Origin of the sequence: Bradyrhizobium sp. SK17 (genome assembly GCF_002831585.1) — a bacterium.
Taxonomy (GTDB): Bacteria; Pseudomonadota; Alphaproteobacteria; order Rhizobiales; family Xanthobacteraceae; genus Bradyrhizobium.
This window is the reverse complement of sequence record NZ_CP025113.1, coordinates 1,686,359-1,704,390: the sequence shown is the minus strand read 5'-3', so window position 1 is coordinate 1,704,390 and position 18,032 is coordinate 1,686,359. Positions and strand designations below refer to the sequence as shown.

General features: G+C 61.5%; 20 protein-coding genes, 1 tRNA gene and 2 pseudogenes. 12 read left to right on the top strand and 11 right to left on the bottom strand.

Annotated elements, in window-relative coordinates:
• Positions 1–133: 133 nt before the first annotated feature.
• The 3 genes from CWS35_RS07940 to CWS35_RS07930 are packed head-to-tail and all read right to left on the bottom strand — an operon-like array spanning position 134 to position 1,023.
• Positions 134–412, bottom strand: a complete 279-nt coding sequence (locus CWS35_RS07940) for a DUF1488 domain-containing protein (RefSeq protein ID WP_100951599.1) — start codon at positions 410–412, stop codon at positions 134–136.
• 43 nt (positions 413–455) lie between these two features.
• On the bottom strand, positions 456–764 hold the full coding sequence (locus CWS35_RS07935; protein WP_100951598.1) for a hypothetical protein: 309 nt from the start codon (positions 762–764) through the stop codon (positions 456–458).
• Entirely contained in the window at positions 757–1,023 is a 267-nt protein-coding gene (locus tag CWS35_RS07930; RefSeq protein WP_100951597.1) for a hypothetical protein, read from the bottom strand. Before CWS35_RS07930 ends, CWS35_RS07935 begins: the two co-directional genes overlap by 8 nt.
• Positions 1,024–1,382: 359 nt before the next feature.
• Here CWS35_RS07930 and CWS35_RS07925 point away from each other — a divergent pair, with 359 nt between their 5' ends.
• Positions 1,383–1,718: a hypothetical protein gene (locus CWS35_RS07925; RefSeq protein ID WP_100951596.1), complete on the top strand. Its 336-nt coding sequence runs from the start codon at positions 1,383–1,385 to the stop codon at positions 1,716–1,718.
• A 195-nt stretch (positions 1,719–1,913) separates the two neighbouring features.
• Here CWS35_RS07925 and CWS35_RS07920 read toward each other — a convergent pair whose 3' ends face one another.
• Positions 1,914–2,159 carry a hypothetical protein gene (locus CWS35_RS07920; protein WP_100951595.1) on the bottom strand — a complete coding sequence of 82 codons (246 nt, stop codon included), beginning with the start codon at positions 2,157–2,159 and terminating at the stop codon, positions 1,914–1,916.
• Positions 2,160–2,310: 151 nt separating this feature from the next.
• Between CWS35_RS07920 and CWS35_RS40575 the strand changes: the two are divergent.
• Positions 2,311–2,491: pseudogene (locus CWS35_RS40575) on the top strand (transposase); the annotation flags it as partial.
• Between the two features lie 139 nt (positions 2,492–2,630).
• Here the strand turns inward: CWS35_RS40575 and CWS35_RS40570 are convergent.
• Positions 2,631–2,780, bottom strand: a complete 150-nt coding sequence (locus CWS35_RS40570) for a zinc finger domain-containing protein (RefSeq protein ID WP_371682839.1) — start codon at positions 2,778–2,780, stop codon at positions 2,631–2,633.
• A 661-nt stretch (positions 2,781–3,441) separates the two neighbouring features.
• Here CWS35_RS40570 and CWS35_RS38830 point away from each other — a divergent pair.
• The 4 genes and pseudogenes from CWS35_RS38830 to CWS35_RS07890 all read left to right on the top strand — a co-directional run bounded on the left by CWS35_RS38830 (position 3,442) and on the right by CWS35_RS07890 (position 6,448).
• Positions 3,442–3,789: a hypothetical protein gene (locus CWS35_RS38830; RefSeq protein WP_157817087.1), complete on the top strand. Its 348-nt coding sequence runs from the start codon at positions 3,442–3,444 to the stop codon at positions 3,787–3,789.
• A gap of 82 nt (positions 3,790–3,871) precedes the next feature.
• Positions 3,872–5,362, top strand: a pseudogene (istA, locus tag CWS35_RS07900) (IS21 family transposase); the annotation flags it as partial.
• Positions 5,363–5,370: 8 nt separating this feature from the next.
• Positions 5,371–6,225: an IS21-like element helper ATPase IstB gene (istB, locus tag CWS35_RS07895; RefSeq protein WP_100951590.1), complete on the top strand. Its 855-nt coding sequence runs from the start codon at positions 5,371–5,373 to the stop codon at positions 6,223–6,225.
• 43 nt (positions 6,226–6,268) lie between these two features.
• Positions 6,269–6,448, top strand: a complete 180-nt coding sequence (locus tag CWS35_RS07890) for a hypothetical protein (RefSeq protein ID WP_100951589.1) — start codon at positions 6,269–6,271, stop codon at positions 6,446–6,448.
• A 422-nt stretch (positions 6,449–6,870) separates the two neighbouring features.
• Here the strand turns inward: CWS35_RS07890 and CWS35_RS07885 are convergent, their stop codons facing one another.
• A complete protein-coding gene (locus CWS35_RS07885; RefSeq protein ID WP_100951588.1) occupies positions 6,871–7,089 on the bottom strand; it encodes a hypothetical protein in 219 nt (72 codons plus the stop codon).
• Between the two features lie 388 nt (positions 7,090–7,477).
• Positions 7,478–7,672, bottom strand: a complete 195-nt coding sequence (locus tag CWS35_RS07875; protein ID WP_100951586.1) for a hypothetical protein — start codon at positions 7,670–7,672, stop codon at positions 7,478–7,480.
• Between CWS35_RS07875 and CWS35_RS39970 the strand changes: the two genes are divergently transcribed.
• The 6 genes from CWS35_RS39970 (at position 7,671) to CWS35_RS07845 (ending at position 12,854) form a co-directional block, all read left to right on the top strand.
• Positions 7,671–8,012 carry a hypothetical protein gene (locus tag CWS35_RS39970; RefSeq protein ID WP_245438902.1) on the top strand — a complete coding sequence of 114 codons (342 nt, stop codon included), beginning with the start codon at positions 7,671–7,673 and terminating at the stop codon, positions 8,010–8,012. The genes CWS35_RS07875 and CWS35_RS39970 overlap by 2 nt on opposite strands.
• A gap of 94 nt (positions 8,013–8,106) precedes the next feature.
• Positions 8,107–8,523 carry a DUF1236 domain-containing protein gene (locus CWS35_RS07865; protein ID WP_100951585.1) on the top strand — a complete coding sequence of 139 codons (417 nt, stop codon included), beginning with the start codon at positions 8,107–8,109 and terminating at the stop codon, positions 8,521–8,523.
• Between the two features lie 363 nt (positions 8,524–8,886).
• Positions 8,887–11,028 carry a catalase gene (locus CWS35_RS07860; protein ID WP_100951584.1) on the top strand — a complete coding sequence of 714 codons (2,142 nt, stop codon included), beginning with the start codon at positions 8,887–8,889 and terminating at the stop codon, positions 11,026–11,028.
• Positions 11,025–11,180: a DUF2934 domain-containing protein gene (locus tag CWS35_RS07855; protein WP_100951583.1), complete on the top strand. Its 156-nt coding sequence runs from the start codon at positions 11,025–11,027 to the stop codon at positions 11,178–11,180. The genes CWS35_RS07860 and CWS35_RS07855 overlap by 4 nt, the downstream gene beginning before the upstream one ends.
• A gap of 188 nt (positions 11,181–11,368) precedes the next feature.
• On the top strand, positions 11,369–12,220 hold the full coding sequence (locus tag CWS35_RS07850) for a hypothetical protein (RefSeq protein WP_100956128.1): 852 nt from the start codon (positions 11,369–11,371) through the stop codon (positions 12,218–12,220).
• A gap of 124 nt (positions 12,221–12,344) precedes the next feature.
• Positions 12,345–12,854 carry a ferritin-like domain-containing protein gene (locus CWS35_RS07845; protein WP_100951582.1) on the top strand — a complete coding sequence of 170 codons (510 nt, stop codon included), beginning with the start codon at positions 12,345–12,347 and terminating at the stop codon, positions 12,852–12,854.
• 597 nt (positions 12,855–13,451) lie between these two features.
• On the opposite strand, the gene CWS35_RS07840 is transcribed toward CWS35_RS07845, so the two are convergent.
• The 4 genes from CWS35_RS07840 to CWS35_RS39440 all read right to left on the bottom strand — a co-directional run bounded on the left by CWS35_RS07840 (position 13,452) and on the right by CWS35_RS39440 (position 17,862).
• Positions 13,452–13,541, bottom strand: a tRNA-Ser gene (locus CWS35_RS07840).
• Positions 13,542–13,878: 337 nt separating this feature from the next.
• Positions 13,879–15,330: a trehalose-6-phosphate synthase gene (locus CWS35_RS07835; protein ID WP_100951581.1), complete on the bottom strand. Its 1,452-nt coding sequence runs from the start codon at positions 15,328–15,330 to the stop codon at positions 13,879–13,881.
• Positions 15,331–15,531: 201 nt separating this feature from the next.
• Positions 15,532–16,362, bottom strand: coding sequence for a trehalose-phosphatase (otsB, locus tag CWS35_RS07830; protein WP_100951580.1), 831 nt, complete (start codon positions 16,360–16,362; stop codon positions 15,532–15,534).
• A 6-nt stretch (positions 16,363–16,368) separates the two neighbouring features.
• The gene (locus tag CWS35_RS39440) at positions 16,369–17,862 is read right to left on the bottom strand and encodes an MFS transporter (RefSeq protein WP_371682860.1); all 1,494 of its coding nucleotides are present in this window, start codon (positions 17,860–17,862) and stop codon (positions 16,369–16,371) included.
• Positions 17,863–18,032: the final 170 nt, after the last annotated feature.

The following is an 18,032-nucleotide window of genomic DNA, read 5'->3' as shown; positions in this document are numbered from 1 at the left end:
TGATTCGGTGTCATCCTGGCCCTCGACGCTGCTTCACGAGCGTTATGCGTCTGCCCGACGAAACAACGTGGTCAATCTTCGCCTTGGCAGATTTTGCGAGCGACTTGTTTGAGCAGGCGGCAACAGCAGGCTTCTATGTTCTGAAATCGATGCCTCGCAGCACGATTCCTCTCGGATTTCCTTCGAGCTCCGTCGCTCGATATTTGCCGGCCGCACATGCCTCGATGCGATCGCGCAGGCGAATGAACTGGGCTTCGCGCTGTTCGGAACGGATCTGCTGGCCGCCCTCGAGAGCGTCCATCGCGGAGGTCGAGATTGCGCAGGGTACTTCCTTGGCGCCGTCTTGCATCGAAAACAGGACGATCATCCTGTCGTATTCGTGACCGATATAGCGGCCGCTCGTCAGCGTCATGGCTTGCTCCTTTACGAAATGACTCCGTGGCAGCGCCACTTTGCTAGCTGCTCTCGCGGTCTGCCTCCGTGAGCCTGGCGAAATCGTCGAGCAGCATCGCGACCAGCGCGTGGTGCCTGGTATCTTCTGCAGGCAAGCTCGCGGCATAGAGGTTAAGCAGATGCCGCGCCTTCACTGCGGCCTCCGGCCACGAGACAGCAGGCGCCGACATCATGCGGTGTTCGAGCTCGGATTCACGTTCGCGTAGCTCCCTTGCATGGGTCTCGACTTCGGCCAGCGCGCGGCGCAAATCCGTCGCCTTCTGTGCGGCCATCCCGCGATGCTTGTCCAGATCGACCGGGTGGTCAGTCATCGCCTGCACTCGCGTCCGCAGCCTGTGCATTGGCAAGGTCGACTGAACCGATCGAAAGGACCTCCATGGAGTTGTGGGCGCCTTCCGCAGGCACGACGATCATCGTGGCAACGCGGCGGTAGGCCGAGAAGGTGAGCCCTTCGATCGCCTCCTCGTCTGTGATGACCTCGTAAGCGCCGGCGGGCAACACCCGCTCGATGCCGCGAATTCGAAACGGATGCCTGAACATGACGGTCTCTCGCCGTGAGCGGATGGTCATGCACGCCTGCCTTCCTGCAGGTGGGCCCCAACCAACCGGCAACGATCAGCATGCGCCGATCGCAGGACAATAGCCAGCGCATTCGCCATTCATGCGCCCTGACGCCGCAGCACACCTCTCGCGCACGCGCGGCGTATTGGCGCTCGCTATTGTCGTGGCGGAGGCGTACGGTCTCGTATCACCGCACGTCTCAACGGCATCGACCGGTGACTGAGGGTTACGCACGCTCCCGCCGATAGAGTTGCAGGAGCGCCCTATGTCTTCCTTTCGCGCCTCGGAATGGATCGTCCCGCCGGTGATCGTTCCGCTGTTTCTTTTGCTTCTGGTGTGTGCCGCAGCCATCCTTAATGGCTAGGACAATGCGCGTGCGCTACCTCATCACGGGGACCAACGCGCATGGCAGTGCCAGTCTCGGCCGCGGCAGCGCGACGCTCGCGCTGCGTATTGCGCGCAAGCTGCTGCGCGAGGGTTATATGGATGTTCGCGTATGCACACCGCGCGGGCGCGTTCTGCAGTCGGATGAACTTCACGAGCTCGACCCCCAACAGGAGATAGACGTCATGGCGAAGGGACAGCAACGCGGGAATCGCGAAACCAAGAAGCCGAAAAAGGAAAAAGCCAAGGTCATAGCGGCGGCACCGAGCCGGAAAGAGGCCGCTTGGCAACCGGATTTCGGGCCCTCGAAGAAGAAGTAGGCGTAGCGAACAAGCTGGAGCCAGGAGCTCGACCGGTATTGTGGCGCCCGCGAGGTGCGTTGCTCTCTTCCGACGATCGAAGAGTGTCAGGTTGCAGTCGTGTTCCACCCGCCGGTATGGATTCCCTCCCTGACAACCCATGGAAGCCCGGCCGCTCGCCGAGCAATAGGAAAATCCGTCGAGATAAAGTGAGGCCTATTGTTTCATTCTTTCGACCTCGAAGTTGAACCGGATCTGCATCACCGGGCCGACTTTGTCTCGCACATCAACCATCATGTGCCGCCTTGAAAGACCTGGTGAGCCATGCACCGCCTCCCGAGCCATGTCGGCCAGTGACTTCGCCGCTTCAGCTTGCACGGCTCGAAGGTCCGAGAATTCCAGGCCCTCTTCGTCAATGAACAGGCCATCCTCATCCAGGAGATCGAAATAGTATCGCGTCATCAGGCCCTCCCGGGGCAGGCAGGAGCGCTACATATCCCTCAGCACCGATGCCTACGCATGAAGCTTGACCGGTGATGGTTGGACAACAGGGTTGATGCCATATGGTTGCTGGGCAGCAACGTCGCTTCGTAGCAGGAACTCGAGATCGGAATGGCGCTACATCGCGCCCGGCAAGCCGATGCGGAACGGCTTCGTCGAAAGCTTCAACAGCCGCCTGCGTGTCGCGGCGTCTCAACGAGAGCCTGTTCATCAATTTCAACGAGGCTCGTCAGATCATCGAGGAATGGCGGATCGCCCGCAGCACCGATCGACCACACCCGAGCCTCAACGGCTCACACCGACCGAGTTTGCAACCCCGCACAACAGGGGCAAACCCAGAGCTGACGATCCGGGACTTTGCTGGCACCCTCTCGGCCTGAACGGCTGCGCCGCCCGTAAGATTTTCAACCGGACGGCCGTGTCTAGGCGGCCTTAATTGTCTTCCGTGACCCTTCCCTTGCCATCGCAGGCCTCGCATTTGGCCGGAAAGATTTTGTAACCCGGCTTTACCGACTGCACGACGGCCGGGAAGCCCGTTCCATTGCAATTCGGGCAGATATGCTCTTTGATTTTAGGCTGCATGTTGCACTTTCTGGCGGCCTCTTTCGGCGGCTCATAGTCATCAGGAAACGGCAGCCCTTCTCATCGATCGCCAGCAGAGCAGACGACCCCGGCACCCCTGGGGCCACGGAGCCAGTGCCGGGGCGCTTCCGTGCGTTAGCGTAGACAAGATGCAGAGTAAGCACGACTGGCGCTGCCAGAATTTTCAATCGACGTCGCGTGGACGCTTGGAGTGGCTGCTCATGCCGTATAGCCTCTTCCCTTGAGCCAATAGTCAAGGTGTTCGGTCGCCAGCCAGTTTTTGGTCGATTGCTCGTCCAAGAACCCAGTTATGTATTCGATCTTTCCGCCAGGGCAATGACACAAAAGCCGCCAATTGCCGGCAGAGACCCGTTCAGCTTCGAAGACCACCTGGGCGTCTTGCATGCACTGACTATACTCTCAGTGTGCCGCAATCCCACCACGAAAACTTCGCCGCAATTCAAGTTTTGAAGAATGGCGCTTGCCGGCGGTGACCTCGGTTCGGCAAACGGGAGATCGGGGTTGGAGATTGCGCGCCATGGCCAAGGCATGCTTCTCGTTGCGGCCGAGGCACTGCGTGCCAAGAGCGCGGTTCATCGCGATGTGATGGACCTGTATTTTCGGGAGGCCGCCCGTCAACAGGGGCCCCGCCCCCGAGCACTTGGCATCAGCCAAGAACGTCTTTGAGAAGGCCCTGGCGCTGGAACCAGAGAATGTCGAGGCACTCGTCGGCAATGCCTACGTCGAAGGTATTGGCGTTGGCTCCTTCGTGACGGACGACCGCCGTGGGCGATTTTCAGGAGCTGAAGAAGGCCAGGTCAAAGCCTTGTCTCTGAGAGCCCGGATCACGCAGGCTCGCATGCTGCTCGGCATCGTTCAGATCTCAACGAACCGCGCAGATCGTGGCCTCAGTGATCCGACTCCGAAGTGGGTCTCGTCGGCCAGTCGGCGCTCCGTCAGCGGCCAATCCGTCCGGAGTGTTATTCGGCCTGCAATAGTGACCCCCTGAGCCGGGGGATCGGCGTCCAAAATTGACCCCCTATAGATTGGCTGTTGCGCTGCCTGCTTTGTCATGAAGCAGGTGGTCGGGGATGCTGATCGTGGAGACGATTGCGCGGATACGGCGCGAGCACTTCATCAAGGGCAAGACGATCAAGGAGATCGCCCGTGACCTGAAGGTGTCGCGGAACACGGTCCGGAAGGTGCTGAGATCCGGAGAGACTTCGTTCGAGTATGAGCGTCAGGTGCAGCCGCGGCCCAAGCTTGGACGATGGGCGGCGGAACTCGATGAACTGCTGGCGGCGAACGCAGCCAAATCCGCGCGCGAACAACTGACGCTGATCCGGATCTTCGAAGAGTTGCGCGGACGCGGCTATGACGGCGGCTACGATGCCGTGCGGCGTTACGCCAGGCGCTGGAGCAAGGAGCGCGGGCAATCGACGGCGGCGGCCTATGTCCCGCTGAGTTTTGCGCCAGGAGAAGCCTATCAGTTCGACTGGAGCCACGAGATCGTTCTCCTCAACGGCGTGACGGTACTCGTGAAGGTCGCCCACGTCCGGCTGTGTCATAGCCGCATGCTGTTCGTGCGCGCCTATCCGCGCGAGACGCAGGAGATGGTGTTCGACGCCCACGACCGGGCGTTCGCACTGTTCAAGGGCACCTGCAGTCGCGGCATCTACGACAACATGAAGACGGCGGTGGAGACGATCTTCGTCGGCAAGGATCGCCGCTACAATCGCCGCTTCCTGCAGATGTGCAGCCACTATCTCGTCGACCCGGTCGCCTGCACGCCGGCGTCGGGCTGGGAGAAGGGCCAGGTGGAGAACCAGGTCGGGTTGGTCCGGGAACGCTTCTTCACGCCGCGGCTGCGGTTCAAAAAGCTGGACGAACTCAACGCCTGGCTGCTCGACAAATGCATCGCCTACGCCAAGGCGCATCGGCATCCGGAGCTGTCCGATCAGACGATCTGGGATGTGTTCGAAGCCGAACGGCCGAAGCTCGTTCCCTATGCCGGTCGGTTCGACGGATTCCATGCGGTGCCGGCATCGGTCTCCAAAACCTGCCTGGTGCGCTTCGACAATAACAAATACTCGGTCGCGGCCAGCGCCGTCGGACGTCCGGTCGAGGTTCAAGCCTATGCCGACCGTATCGTCATCCGTCAGGATGGACGGATCGTTGCGGAGCATCCGCGGTCGTTCGGACGCGGCGAGACGACCTACGATCCCTGGCACTACGTGCCGGTGCTCGCGCGCAAACCCGGGGCCTTGCGTAACGGCGCACCCTTCAAGGACTGGGTGCTGCCGGCCGCGATCGAACGGATCCGGCGCAGGCTCGCCAGCACCGACGACGGCAATCGACAGATGGTCGACATCCTCAATGCGGTGCTGACTGACGGTTTGTCGGCGGTCGAAGCCGCCTGCGCCGAGGCGCTTGGTCACGGCGTCCATTCCGCTGACGTCGTTCTCAACATCCTGGCTCGCCAACGCGAACCCGCTGCACCGGCCAACATCATGACGCCGGCGGCACTGACGCTCCGCCATGCGCCGATCGCCGATTGCGCCCGCTACGACAACCTCCGGAGGACCATCTGATGGAACGAACCCAAATCTTCGACCTCATGGGCGAGCTCAAACTCTACGGCATGAGGGCTGCCTTCGACGAGATCATGGCGACGGCCGTCAAGCGCCAGCACGAACCTCAGCGCATCGTCGGCGACCTGCTCAGCGCCGAGATCAACGAGAAGCAGGCGCGGTCGATCAAGTACCAGCTCACCATCGCCAAGCTGCCGTTGGCCAAGGATCTCGACGACTTCCAGTTCGAAGGCACGCCGATCAATCAGACGCTCGTCAACGATCTCGCCGTCGGCGGCTTCATCGCCCAGCAGCGCAACGTCGTGCTCGTCGGCGGCACCGGCACGGGCAAAACCCACCTGGCCATCGCAATCGCCAGAAGCTGCATCCGATCCGGCGCCCGCGGTCGCTTCTACAACGTGGTCGACCTCGTCAACCGCCTCGAGATCGAGACCCGTAACGGACGTCAGGGCCGGCTTGCCGAACATCTGACCCGGATGGACTTCATCGTGCTGGACGAACTCGGATATCTGCCCTTCGCCCAATCCGGCGGCCAGCTTCTGTTCCATCTCGTCAGTCGGCTCTATGAGCGCGCTTCCGTCATCGTCACTACCAATCTCGCCTTCGGCGAATGGCCCAGCGTGTTCGGCGACGCCAAGATGACCACCGCGCTGCTCGATCGGTTGACCCACCACTGCGACATCGTCGAGACCGGCAACGACAGCTGGCGCTTCAAAAGCCGCGACGACGATCACGCCGCCCGCGCTCGTCTCGTCTCCGCAATCCCGGCCAGCTCCGACGAGTCGAGCGCTACCCTCAAATCACGCCGCGCGAAGGGGTCAAAATTGGACGCCGATACGGGGTCAAATTTGTAAGCCGATTGACATTCTCTTCCTTGTCGAGCATGAGGGTGGTTTCATGACCGACGTTCGAGAATTGTTGATCCAGGGCAGCGAAAAGATTATCGGCCATTATCGCCTACTGCTGGCGCGAGCAAAGACCGAGAAGGAAGCTGAACTCTACAGAAGCCGGATCGAGCGCGAGCAGCGGCTGCTGGACAAGCTCCGCGATGGCTTCCCGGCCAGGTTCGCGGCATGAACTATCAGCCGAGTGATGACCGCTTCGCGGCGTTCGACATCGTGCTGAAGCGGCGTGGGCGCAGCAGGTGGAAGTGGTCTGTGTCTACGACCGACGGGCATTCTCTGATCCGCGGCTCGGAATGCAGTCACAATGCTGCAAGGTACAAGGCGCAGCGCGCGTTATTTCTCTTGCTTTGCGCCAGCGCCTCACGGGTCGCTCGCATTCCGCCGGGCCGGCTTAGGAGGAGTCATCGCTTGTCCAAGAACGCACGAGCATCAGAGCTTTAAGAGCATCGAAGTTGCCCGCGGCTTAGAACGTTGTGGTTCTGCCAGTGGTTGTGCTACATCGCACAAATGCTGGCTCTGGCGGCGATGCCGCGCACACCGAGATTGAATGGCTTCTCTCGGACGGCAGCGGCAATGGACCGGAACATCAGGCCCTCAGGGAGAGGGCTTGAAGCAACCGACAGAGCCGCAACATATCTCATCGTCGATGACATCCATCCGGCGCGAGGAACTGCTTATGGCGAACTCGGCGAGACAATAAAATTGCTGGGCGCCTGGTGGCATCGTCTTGAAACGGTCTAGATCGTCCAGTGCGTAGATGGCGCAGATGACATAAGAGACCGCCTGCATCGGCTTCTGGGCTTTGATGACCAACTGCTCGTCATCGACACTTCAGGGAATACAGCGAGATGGGCCGGCATCAACGACAGCGGGGGCAGTTGGCTGATCGAGGATGTATAGCGATGCGACATCCAGCCGCTCCTTGCGAGCCAAGATCGACAAGCTCGACGACGCAAGTCTGACGGCTTCTCGACTGAGGTGGACGACATGCAGGTCGGGGCCCACCAGGAATGCAGTGTTGCGATTCGAGCATTACGCGAAGGGCGGTGATTTGCCGAAGCGCACGGACCGGCCTGGGATGCCGGATATGCTGGGCATGAGCCTCAAGCTGCCCATGCAGCTTACCTGAGATACGCTCTCGTAACATCGTTCAAGGACTTGCAAAGATAGGCCCGGCTTCTGCCGGGCCTATCCCTACAGATTACTTCTGCTGCTGGCTCTTGGAGTGCGCCTCGTCGCTGTGCTGATGGGCGGTCTGCGAATGCTGCTTCGCAGCGGAGGCGTGCTCCTTGCCCTTGGCATGGTCGCCCTTGCCATGATGTTCCGCAGCTGATCGGTGGGCCTTGGCTGCATTCTCGTGGTGTTCCGCGGCCTTGTTGTGCTCGTCTCGTGCCATGATCGTATCCTTTGCGTCAGCTCCCAGCCGCCACCAAGTCCCCGATGACGCCAGGGTTCCTCCGCCCGAGGAATTGTCAGGAGAATGTTTTCTCTCGCTGCCCCTGAGAAACGCCTATGCCGGCGCATTCAACTCGAACGAGGTGTTTGACATGAGCAAAATGCCACCCATCCCGAAAGGCAATCAGAGCACGAAAGGCCCGAAGCAGAACGCTGAAGCCGAACGCGACACGTCAAAAGGTCATCGCGACATCCAAAACTCATCTGAACAGGGTGAGACTGCCAACATCAAGCAGAACACGACCAATGCAGGCTTTTTCAAGGGACGCCGCGTGAAGTGAGCCTGCCGCATTCGATCTCCGCGCGCTGAATGCATCGCGGGAACCATTGGTTGTGCTCCGACTTGTCGTGAGCTCTCCAACAATGAGGTTACGCATGAAAAGATATTCCCTGCTCGCGGCAGCGTTTGCCACAATCGTTTTGTTGCCCGCTGCCGCCGCGGCACAGGGCGTCCCCGGCGGGATCGAACGCGGATCCCGGGAGGGAGAACGCGCCGCTGGGCCGGTCGGTGCCGTGGTTGGCGGTGCAATCGGTGGCGTCGTTGGAGGCGTGAACGGCGTGCTGGGCATCGACCAACGGCCCCGCTTTCGCAGCTATGTGGCCGAGCGGCACTATCCGTCCTACACTTACGACGGCGAGGTGAGGGTAGGCGCCGACCTTCCGGGCGAAGGCGTAACCTACTACGACGTGCCGCCGGAATATGGCACGCATGACTATCGCTACACCGTGGTCAATGGCCGGACGGTGCTGGTCGATCCTCGCACACACCGTATTGTCGAAATCGTAGAGTGACCAGCTTCAGTCCCGCTCGTCATCAAGCACATGCACGTGCCTGGGCTGCGCCGGGGCTGACCTTGCATGACCCCGACCAGGTGCGGGCGGGGAAGACGAGCGTGGACAACTTTGGCGGCCTCGGGATAATCGGAGCCGAGGCCGCGTTGTTTTGTTTGGAACGCGGCCGCGGCCCTCTTGTGTTGGTCGGGGCGCCTGCCGCATTGTTGGTGCGCCGTTCTACTTCACCGCCCCTGATCGACAGACGGATCGCCTCGCGCAACGTCGAAGCCAGATGATGGCTGGCGCGTGCGCTCGAAATAGGAACGCACCCCACTTCGCCGGATTAGGGATTCCTCAACTCCGTCTCCGGGAAACCAAACAATGGCGAAGACAACGAAAGCATCTCGCAAATCAGGCGAGACGGCGACCATCCACGATCAAAAGCTTGATGTTGGTGAGGGAGGCGAACTTCATCAGATCGCGTCAGGCAAAATAGCCTTGCTCACGACAGCACAGGGCGGTCCGGTTTCCGACGATCAAAACTCCCTGAAAATTGGTCCGCGCGGCCCGACGCTGCTTGAGGACTTCCACTTTCGGGAAAAGATCTTCCACTTCGATCACGAAAGAATCCCCGAGCGGGTCGTGCATGCGCGCGGCTATGCCGCGCACGGATACTTCGAGAATTACAAGCCGTTTTCAAAGTACACCAGAGCCGACCTGTTCCAGCGCGCCGGAGAAAAGACGCCTGCCTTTGTCCGGTTTTCAACCGTGGCCGGAAGCAAGGGTTCGGTCGACATCGCCCGGGACGTCCGCGGCTTCGCCGTGAAGCTCTACACTCAGGAAGGCAACTGGGACATCGTCGGCAACAACATGCCGGTCTTCTTCATTCAGGACGCCATCAAGTTTCCCGACCTGATCCACGCGGTCAAGGAAGAGCCTGACTGCGCCTTTCCGCAGGCGCAATCGGCTCACGATAATTTCTGGGACTTCATCAGCCTGACGCCCGAAAGCATGCACATGATCATGTGGGTGATGTCCGATCGCGCCATTCCGCGGTCGTTCCGCTTCATGGAAGGCTTCGGCGTCCATACCTTCCGCCTTGTGAACGCGAAGAACGAGTCGACATTCGTCAAATTCCACTGGAAGCCCAAATTGGGCATGCAGTCGGTGGTCTGGAACGAGGCCGTCAAGATCAATGGTGCCGATCCTGATTTCCATCGCCGGGATCTCTGGACCGCGATCAAGTCCGGCAACTTCCCGGAATGGGAACTCCAGTTGCAATTGTTCGATCAGGACTTCGCCGATTCCTTCGAATTCGACGTGCTCGATCCGACGAAGCTGATACCGGAAGAGATCCTGCCGCCGGTCCCCGTGGGACGGCTGGTGCTCGATCGCATGCCCGACAATTTCTTCGCGGAAACCGAACAGGTCGCCTTCATGACCCAGAACGTTCCGCCGGGGATCGATTTCTCCAACGATCCGCTGCTGCAGGGACGCAACTTCTCCTACCTCGACACCCAGCTCAAGCGGCTGGGAAGCCCGAACTTCACGCACATCCCGATCAATGCGCCGAAATGTCCGTTCGCGAATTTCCAGCAGGACGGTCACATGGCGATGCGCAATCCGGTCGGGCGCGCCAACTACCAGCCGAATTCCTTCGGTGAAGGACCAAGAGAGTCACCACAGCGCGGCTTCACGTCGTTCGCCGACGTCGAGCAAGGCCCGAAACGCCGTCTGCGGGCCGAGAGCTTCGCGGACCATTACAGCCAGGCGCGTCAGTTCTTCATCAGTCAAACCATGGGAGAGCAGGCGCACATCGCCGCCGCATTGACGTTCGAGCTCAGTAAGGTCAAGACGCCCGCGATCCGGGAACGCATGGTCTCGCATCTCCTCAACATCGATGAGACATTGGCTAGAACGGTCGGCGGCAAGCTTGGTCTGCCGAAGATGCCGAAGCCCGCGGATGCGGCCGTGCCAACGCGTCAGGATCTCGATCCTTCGCCGGCGCTGAGCATTGTCGAGAACGGACCCGAGCGCTTCGAGGGCCGGAAGCTGGGTATACTGGTTTCCGACGGAACCGATGCCGGCCTGCTTCACGCACTCAAGGGCGCGCTCGACAAGGCGGGAGCGACATACGAGATCATCGCGCCGACGGTCACGGGCGCCAAGGCGAGCGACGGCAGCTGGATCGACGCCGATCAAATGATCGATGGCGGGCCCTCGGTGTTGTACGATGCCGTTGCCCTGCTGCCGGCGAAGGCAGCCATCGACGATCTGCTGCAGGATTCCTCGGCAAGGGATTTTGTCGCCGACGCCTTTGCTCACTGCAAGTTCATCGGCTACGTCGGCTCTGCGCTGCCGCTGCTCGCGAAGGCCGGCATCGCCACCGAAGATCTCGATGAAGGCTGTGTCGTCCTGGAAGGCGCCAAGGGTGCCAAATCGTTTGTCGACGGCCTCGCCAAGCTGCGCGTCTGGGGACGCGAGCCCAACGTCAAGATGCCCGAGAAAGGGAGCAGGTCATGAGCAGCCTGGAAGACAAGATTCGACAACGCGCCTACGAGCTCTGGGAGCAAAGCGGCAGAACCGACGGTTCGGAAATGGATTTCTGGCTGCAAGCGGAGCGCGAGGTCCGCACGGAGGCGGCGCCTGAGCCGCCTCAGGACAGATTGGAATAGCCAGCGCCCTTCGCCTGCTAGCGTCGATCGTTCAGCCCCTCCGCGCGGTTGAGCCAGCCGCACTTCGCTGAGCCCAAGCGTCCCTTGCACGGCCAAGTCAGCAGGTCGCTCGCCGAGGAACCTTTGTCAGAGCTGCCTATTGTTGCGGCACGATGAGCTGATCTCATCGCAAAATTGGGATGAGCATCATGATTGATACCGTTGTCGTCCAACCGGCAACCGACCCCGGCGAACCGTCCGTCTCGGGCGTGTCGTGGGGCGCCGTCACGGCCGGAGCCGTGGTCTCTTGCGCTTTTACGTTGGTCCTGTTGGCATTCGGCGTAGGGCTAGGCCTGTCTGTAGTCTTTCCGTGGGCCGGCGCCGGCGTCTCCACGACCACCTTCAAGATCGGGACTGGCCTCTATCTGATCGTCATCGCCATGTTGTCATCGTCGATCGGTGGCTACATTGCAGGCCGATTGCGCTCCCGCTGGATCGGTGTCCACACTGACGAGGTCTACTTCCGGGACACGGCTCACGGCTTTGTCGCCTGGGCGCTCGCATCCGTGATCGGCGCAATCCTCCTGGCCACTCCCGCAACCAGCTTGATCGGAGGCGGCATCGGCGCCGCAGGCGCAGCTTCGTCCGCGAGCCGATCCGGCCCCATGGACAGCTACGTCGACACCCTGCTGAGGCCGAATACGCCATCGGCGCAAGCGCCAGCAAGCGACGCGCGCGGCGAGATGCTGCGATTGTTCACGTCGAGTTTTCAGACGGGGGCCGAATTGAAGCCGAACGATCGGGAGTACGTCGCGAAGGTCGTGGCAGCGCGAACGGGGCTCAGCCAGGCCGACGCCGAAAAACGGGTCAACGATGTCGTTACACAAATCAAGGCCGATGCCGATGCGGCGCGAAAGGCGACGGCTCAACTCGCGTTCTGGCTGACGGCGTCGCTGCTCTTGGGAGCTTTCTGCGCCAGCCTCGCGGCAACCGAAGGCGGTGGCTTGCGGGACGGCACATGGATTTCTCACTCCCGGCTCAAACCCGCAATGCGCACCTGACAGGAGCAACCAATGCCGATTCTTCTCTGGCTAGTCGGAATACCGATCCCTCTGATCATCCTGATCATGCTCCTGCGCTGACGCCGGACCAGCTTCTGACAACCTCTCAAACAAAGGACACCCCATGGCCAAAAAGCCAATGCTGCTGAGCGACCTCTTCCACGAAACGCTCAAGGACATCTATTTTGCCGAGAACAAGATCGTGAAAACGCTTCCGAAGATGGCGAAAGCGGCACAGTCGAAAGACCTGCAGAAGGCATTCACCAAGCATCTGCGGGAGACGGAAGGCCAGATCAAGCGGCTCGATAAAGTATTCAAGATCATCGGCAAGCCGGCGCGTGGAAAGACCTGCGCGGCGATCAATGGCATCACTGAAGAGGGTGCCGAGATCATGAAGGTCTTCAAGGGAATGCCCGCGCTCGACGCCGGCCTGCTGGCGGCGGCCCAGGCCGTCGAGCATTACGAAATGTCGCGTTACGGAACGCTGCGGACATGGGCCGAAGAGCTCGGAATGCCGGAAGCCGCCAATCTCCTGCAAGCGACTCTGGACGAGGAACAGGCGACTGATTCTGCACTTACCAAGCTCGCCGAGACCTTGGTCAACGTTGAAGCTGAAGATGACCTAGCAGCATAACAAGCCGCAAACTTGCCAACCGCGCCTATTGCGATCATCCGGCTTGGGCTCAAGCCGGGTGATCCTGCCGAACAGGGCCGCAATCTCGCATGATCACACGTCTTGTCCGAAGACGATGACAATGAAACCGCGGAATGAAGGAGGCCGCCAACAGTGGCGGCACTACCCTCGATCTCCCGGGTGGAGAGCTTTCTTCTCGCTCTCATACTCTACAAGAGCTGCGAAGTTGTCCAATGTGAGCGGGTCCAAGGCGGGTTGAGATAGCCTCCTTACGTGAGCGATCTTCTCGTCAAGTTCGTCGCATTTCTCGCACACGGCACCGTTGCCCCTAGAACTGCCTGCTAACTAACATGGGTCAGCTTTGTTCCGGGTTGTCTGCTGGCCAATTCAGCCTAATGCGATTTTCAGATTAAGCCATTGACGTCTAAAACAGGCCAGCACCGGGATATCGAAGAAGGTATCGCGGCGAAGATCTATCCTCCGAACCCGCGGCGAAACTACAGCCCGCGCGAAGAACAGCGCAGAATCGCAGGGTGCTTCGGTGGCCTTGCGGTAGATTCGAATAAGCGGATATTGGGGAGACCTGTGGCGTAGCAATGGCGGAGAGAGTGGGATTCGAACCCACGGTACGGTTTCCCGCACACACGCTTTCCAAGCGTGCGCCTTAAGCCACTCGGCCATCTCTCCGGGAGGCCCTCTCTTGAAGGGCCGGGGCGGATTTTGCAAGGGAGCGCGAGGCTGGGGCACGAAATTTCCCCAATAGATTGAAAATATTAGATAAATTAGCGGATAGTCCGGCGGCGCTGCATGCTGTTGCGGGCCGTCGCGCGCGATTCTGGGCGTCGGCTGGTCAGAGACCGGCACAAATCAAGCAATGCAGCCGATGGATGCCTTCGTCATGGGCGCACAGCGCCCAGCCGCAGATCACCGGGGTGCCACAAACCTGCCGTCGTCCCCGGCGAAGGCCGGGACAACACATTGGACGGGCGACTTAACGCGCCCATCCCGCAAGCTCTATGCTTGCTCAGTGATATCGCGCGGCAAGGTCCGCCGTGCGGCGCGGCCACAGGGCTGGTGGCTCCGGCAGCGCCGCATTTGCCGAATTGTGCGTGTCTTGCAGTGCCTCGATGAAGTCCGCGAACCATTGCTGGATGGTGCCGCCGTTCAGCCGCTCCATCATGGCTTCCCAGCGCATCCGCCGCTCGGTCAGCGGCATCGCCAGCGCCGTTGCCAGGGTACGCGCCATGCCGTCGATGTCGTGCGGGTTGACCAGCAACGCGGCGTCGAGCTCGTTTGCCGCACCGGCGAATTTCGACAGCACCAGCACGCCGGGATCGGCCGGATTCTGTGCCGCGACATATTCCTTGGCGACGAGGTTCATGCCGTCCTGCAACGGCGTCACCACGCCGACCTGCGCGGTACGGTAGAGGCCCGCGAGCACGCCCTGGCCGAAGCCCTTGTTCAGATAGCGGATCGGCGTCCAGTCCACCTCGCCATGCTCGCCGTTGACATCGGTGACGAGCTTCGCCACCTCGCTGGCGAGATTGCCATAGGCCTCGATCGCGCCGCGCGACGGCGTTGCGATCTGCAACATCGACACCGAACGCTTCAGGTTCGGATACAGCGCCCACATCCGGTCGAACGCCTTGATACGATTGACGAGGCCCTTGGAGTAGTCGAGCCGGTCGACGCCGATCGCGAGCTTCTCGTTGTTGAGGCTGCGCCGCAGCCGCGTCACGTCGGGATGCGTCATCGCCTTGGTGGCCTGCTGCGCGAATTTGCCGGGATCGATGCCGATCGGGAATACCGCGGCGCGGGTGCGGCCGAACGACGAATTGACCACGCCGTCGCGCACCTCGAGCTCGAGCTCGTTCTGCACATAGCTCAGGAAATTCTCGCAATCCTCATCGGTCTGGAACCCGATCAGGTCATAGGACAGCATCGCCTCGATCAGCTCACGGTGATTGGGCACCCCCGCGATCACCGCACGCACGGGCCACGGCGTGTGCAGGAAGAAGCCGACAGGCTGCGTCACCCCGAGATCGCGCAGCTCGGCGCCGAGCGCGAGGAAATGGTAATCCTGGATCCAGAACACGGAATCGGGCTTGCGGAAGCGCAACAGCGCACGCGCCATGAACGCATTCACCTCGCGATAACTCGCATAGTCCTCGTGCGAGGCGCGAATCAGATCGGCGCGCGAATGCATCGCGGGCCACAGCGCCGAATTGGCAAAGCCTTCGTAGTAGCCGCCGTAATGCGCGGCCGGCAGGTCGAGCATCGCCAGCGCGCCCGCGCCGAGTGCTTCGACCTCCGCGAAAGGTTCCTTGTGGTTCCCGTCACGGACCCGTCCGCTGGAACCAACCCATATTGCCCCTGTTTTTTCCACCACCGGCAACAATGCCGCAGCCAGCCCCCCCGTCATGGGTTCGTTAGGTTTTCCGCGCGAGACGCGGTTCGATACGACGACGAGGTTCACCAGGTCCCCTCCTGTTGGTCACTCGCGTATTAACAACCATTCATCAAGATGGTTCCTGACCAAGGAATCTCCCAAATGAAACCAAATTCTGGCGAAGGCCCACGGAACTCACGGGAACTCGCGAAAAGAAAATGACGCGTGAGGTGCACGCGACGACGCAAAAGCACCGCATTCGAATCGGCTGCGATGAAACCGACTCGATCAGGTCAGACTGATGTCCCGATCACCATCGAGCAGGTCCGCGAGAAATTGACGCACATCGCGCGGCGCCTCGAAATGTCCGGCGACGCCGGTCGCGTGACGGCCGACGGAGAATGCGAGACCGTCGTAGTCGGGCATGATCGCGAACACGGTCTCGTCGGTCACATCGTCTCCGATGAAGAATGGACGGCGGCCCTTGAACGGCGCATGCGTCATCAGCTCGCGCACGCCGGTCGCCTTGGTGAAGCCGGAATGCTTGATCTCGCAGACGCTCTTGCCCGGCAGCACCTCGATCGGCGCGGTCGGCAGCTCGGCGCGGATCAACGACACCGCTTCATAGATCGCCTTCTCCGCCTGCGGCGCCAGCCGGTAATGCAGCGCCAGCGAATAGCCCTTGTCCTCGAGCAGAATGCCTGGGCTGAGCTTTGCGATCGCGGCAAGGCGACGCTTCAATTCCTTGTCGAGCGGCGGCGCGTGCGCGGCGACCGCCTCGCTGTCCGGCTGCAACCGCATCTCGGCGCCATGGCCGCCGATCGCGGGAAACACATCCGGGGCGAAGATCAGGTCGATGTCATTGAGCGAGCGGCCGGAGACCAGCGCCAACGCGCCGCCCGTACGCTCATGCAGCTGCTTCAACGTCGTCGCGAGCTCCGGCGGCACCCACACCTCGCGCGGCGTCGGCGCAAAGTCGAGCAGGGTACCATCGATATCGAGCAGCACGGCGGTCCGCGCCAACGGCGGAATCAGCGACGCGGGCGCCGGCACGCTGTCCGTCGCTCGATCAGGGCCGATGTCGTCATCCAGCGGCATTTCGGCCAATTCATGCTTCATCCTGGTCTACTCCACGAATGCCAGTGGTCGCGCGACAGATTCAAGCGATTTTCGCTCGGCCGCGACGGCATAGCGCCATGCGACGGCTGCGGCGACCAACATGAGTGCCGACCCCAGCAGGTAGCCGGCGAAGACGCTGTTGCGCGATCCGGTATCGATCAGCACGCCGAACAGCGCCGGTCCGATCACACCGCCGATGCCGGTGCCGATCGCGTAGAAAACGGCGATCGCGAGCGCGCGGACCTCCAGCGGGAATGTCTCGCTGACGGTGAGATAGGCGGCGCTCGCGGCGGGCGAGGCGAAGAAGAAGATCACCATCCAGGCGATGGTCTGGGTCTGCGCGCTGAACACGCCGATCGAGAACAGGTAGCCGGACAGCGCCAGCAGCACGCCCGACACGCCATAGGTCAGCGTGATCATGGTGCGGCGGCCGAGCGTGTCGAACAGGCGGCCGAGCAGCAGCGGCCCGAGGAAATTGCCGGCGGCGAACGGCAGGATGTACCAGCCGACATTGCTGGCGGCGATGCCGAAGAAATCGGTCAGGATCAGCGCGAAGGTGAAGAAGATCGCGTTGTAGAAGAACGCCTGCGCGGCCATCAGCGTCAGCCCGACCAGCGAGCGCTGCCGGTAGGTCGAGAACAGCGTCACCGCGACCTCGCGCAGCGGCGTATGATCGCGCATCCGGAGCTTGATCTTATCGAACCTCTCGCTCGGCTGTTCGTGGCCGAGCACGGAGGTCTCGATATCGGCGACGATCTTCTGGGCCTGATCGGGATAGCCATGGATCATCAGCCAGCGCGGGCTCTCCGGAATCCACATCCGCATCAGCAACACGACAAGGCCGAGCACCGCGCCGGTGAAGTAAGCGATCCGCCAGCCGTGGTCCGGCGCAAGGAAGGCGGGGTCGAGCAGCACGATGGCACTCAGCGCGCCGATCGCGGCACCGATCCAGAAGCTGCCGTTGATGACGAGATCGGTCCAGCCGCGATAGCGCGCCGGCACCAATTCCTGAATGGTCGAGTTGATCGCGGTGTATTCGCCGCCGATGCCGGCACCGGTGAGGAAACGAAACAGCGCGTAGCTCGCGACATTCCACGACAGCGCGGTGGCGGCCGTGGCCGAGAGATACAGCGCGAGCGTGATGAAGAACAGCTTCTTGCGGCCGATCCGGTCGGTGAGCCAGCCGAAGCCGAGCGCGCCGAGCACGGCGCCGGCGAGATAGGCGCTGCTGGCCAGCCCGACATCGGCGTTGGAGAAGCGCATCGTGGGGCTGTCCTTGAGCGCACCCGACAGCGCGCCCGCGAGCGTCACTTCGAGCCCGTCGAGAATCCAGGTGATGCCGAGCGCCAGCACGACGCGGGTGTGAAAGCCGCTCCAATGCAGATTGTCGAGACGCAGCGGGATCGACGTCTCGATGATGCGGTCGTCGCCCGGCCCGGCCGGCGACGATGTCGCGTCCGTCGTTGTTGCAGAACCCAATTGTGTCCGCTGCGAGTTCATCAGAATGGACCAATGGGAAAAACCCCCGGAACGATACGTTCCAAGGTTCTCCCTTCTAGGATTGCGGCAAACGGAGTGCCCGCCACGGGACGTCAACGCCGCGGGGAAGCAAGGGTTCCCGCAACGCGGCATAGAGCCGGATTTGCGGCGCGCTGTTCTTTGTCGTCGTC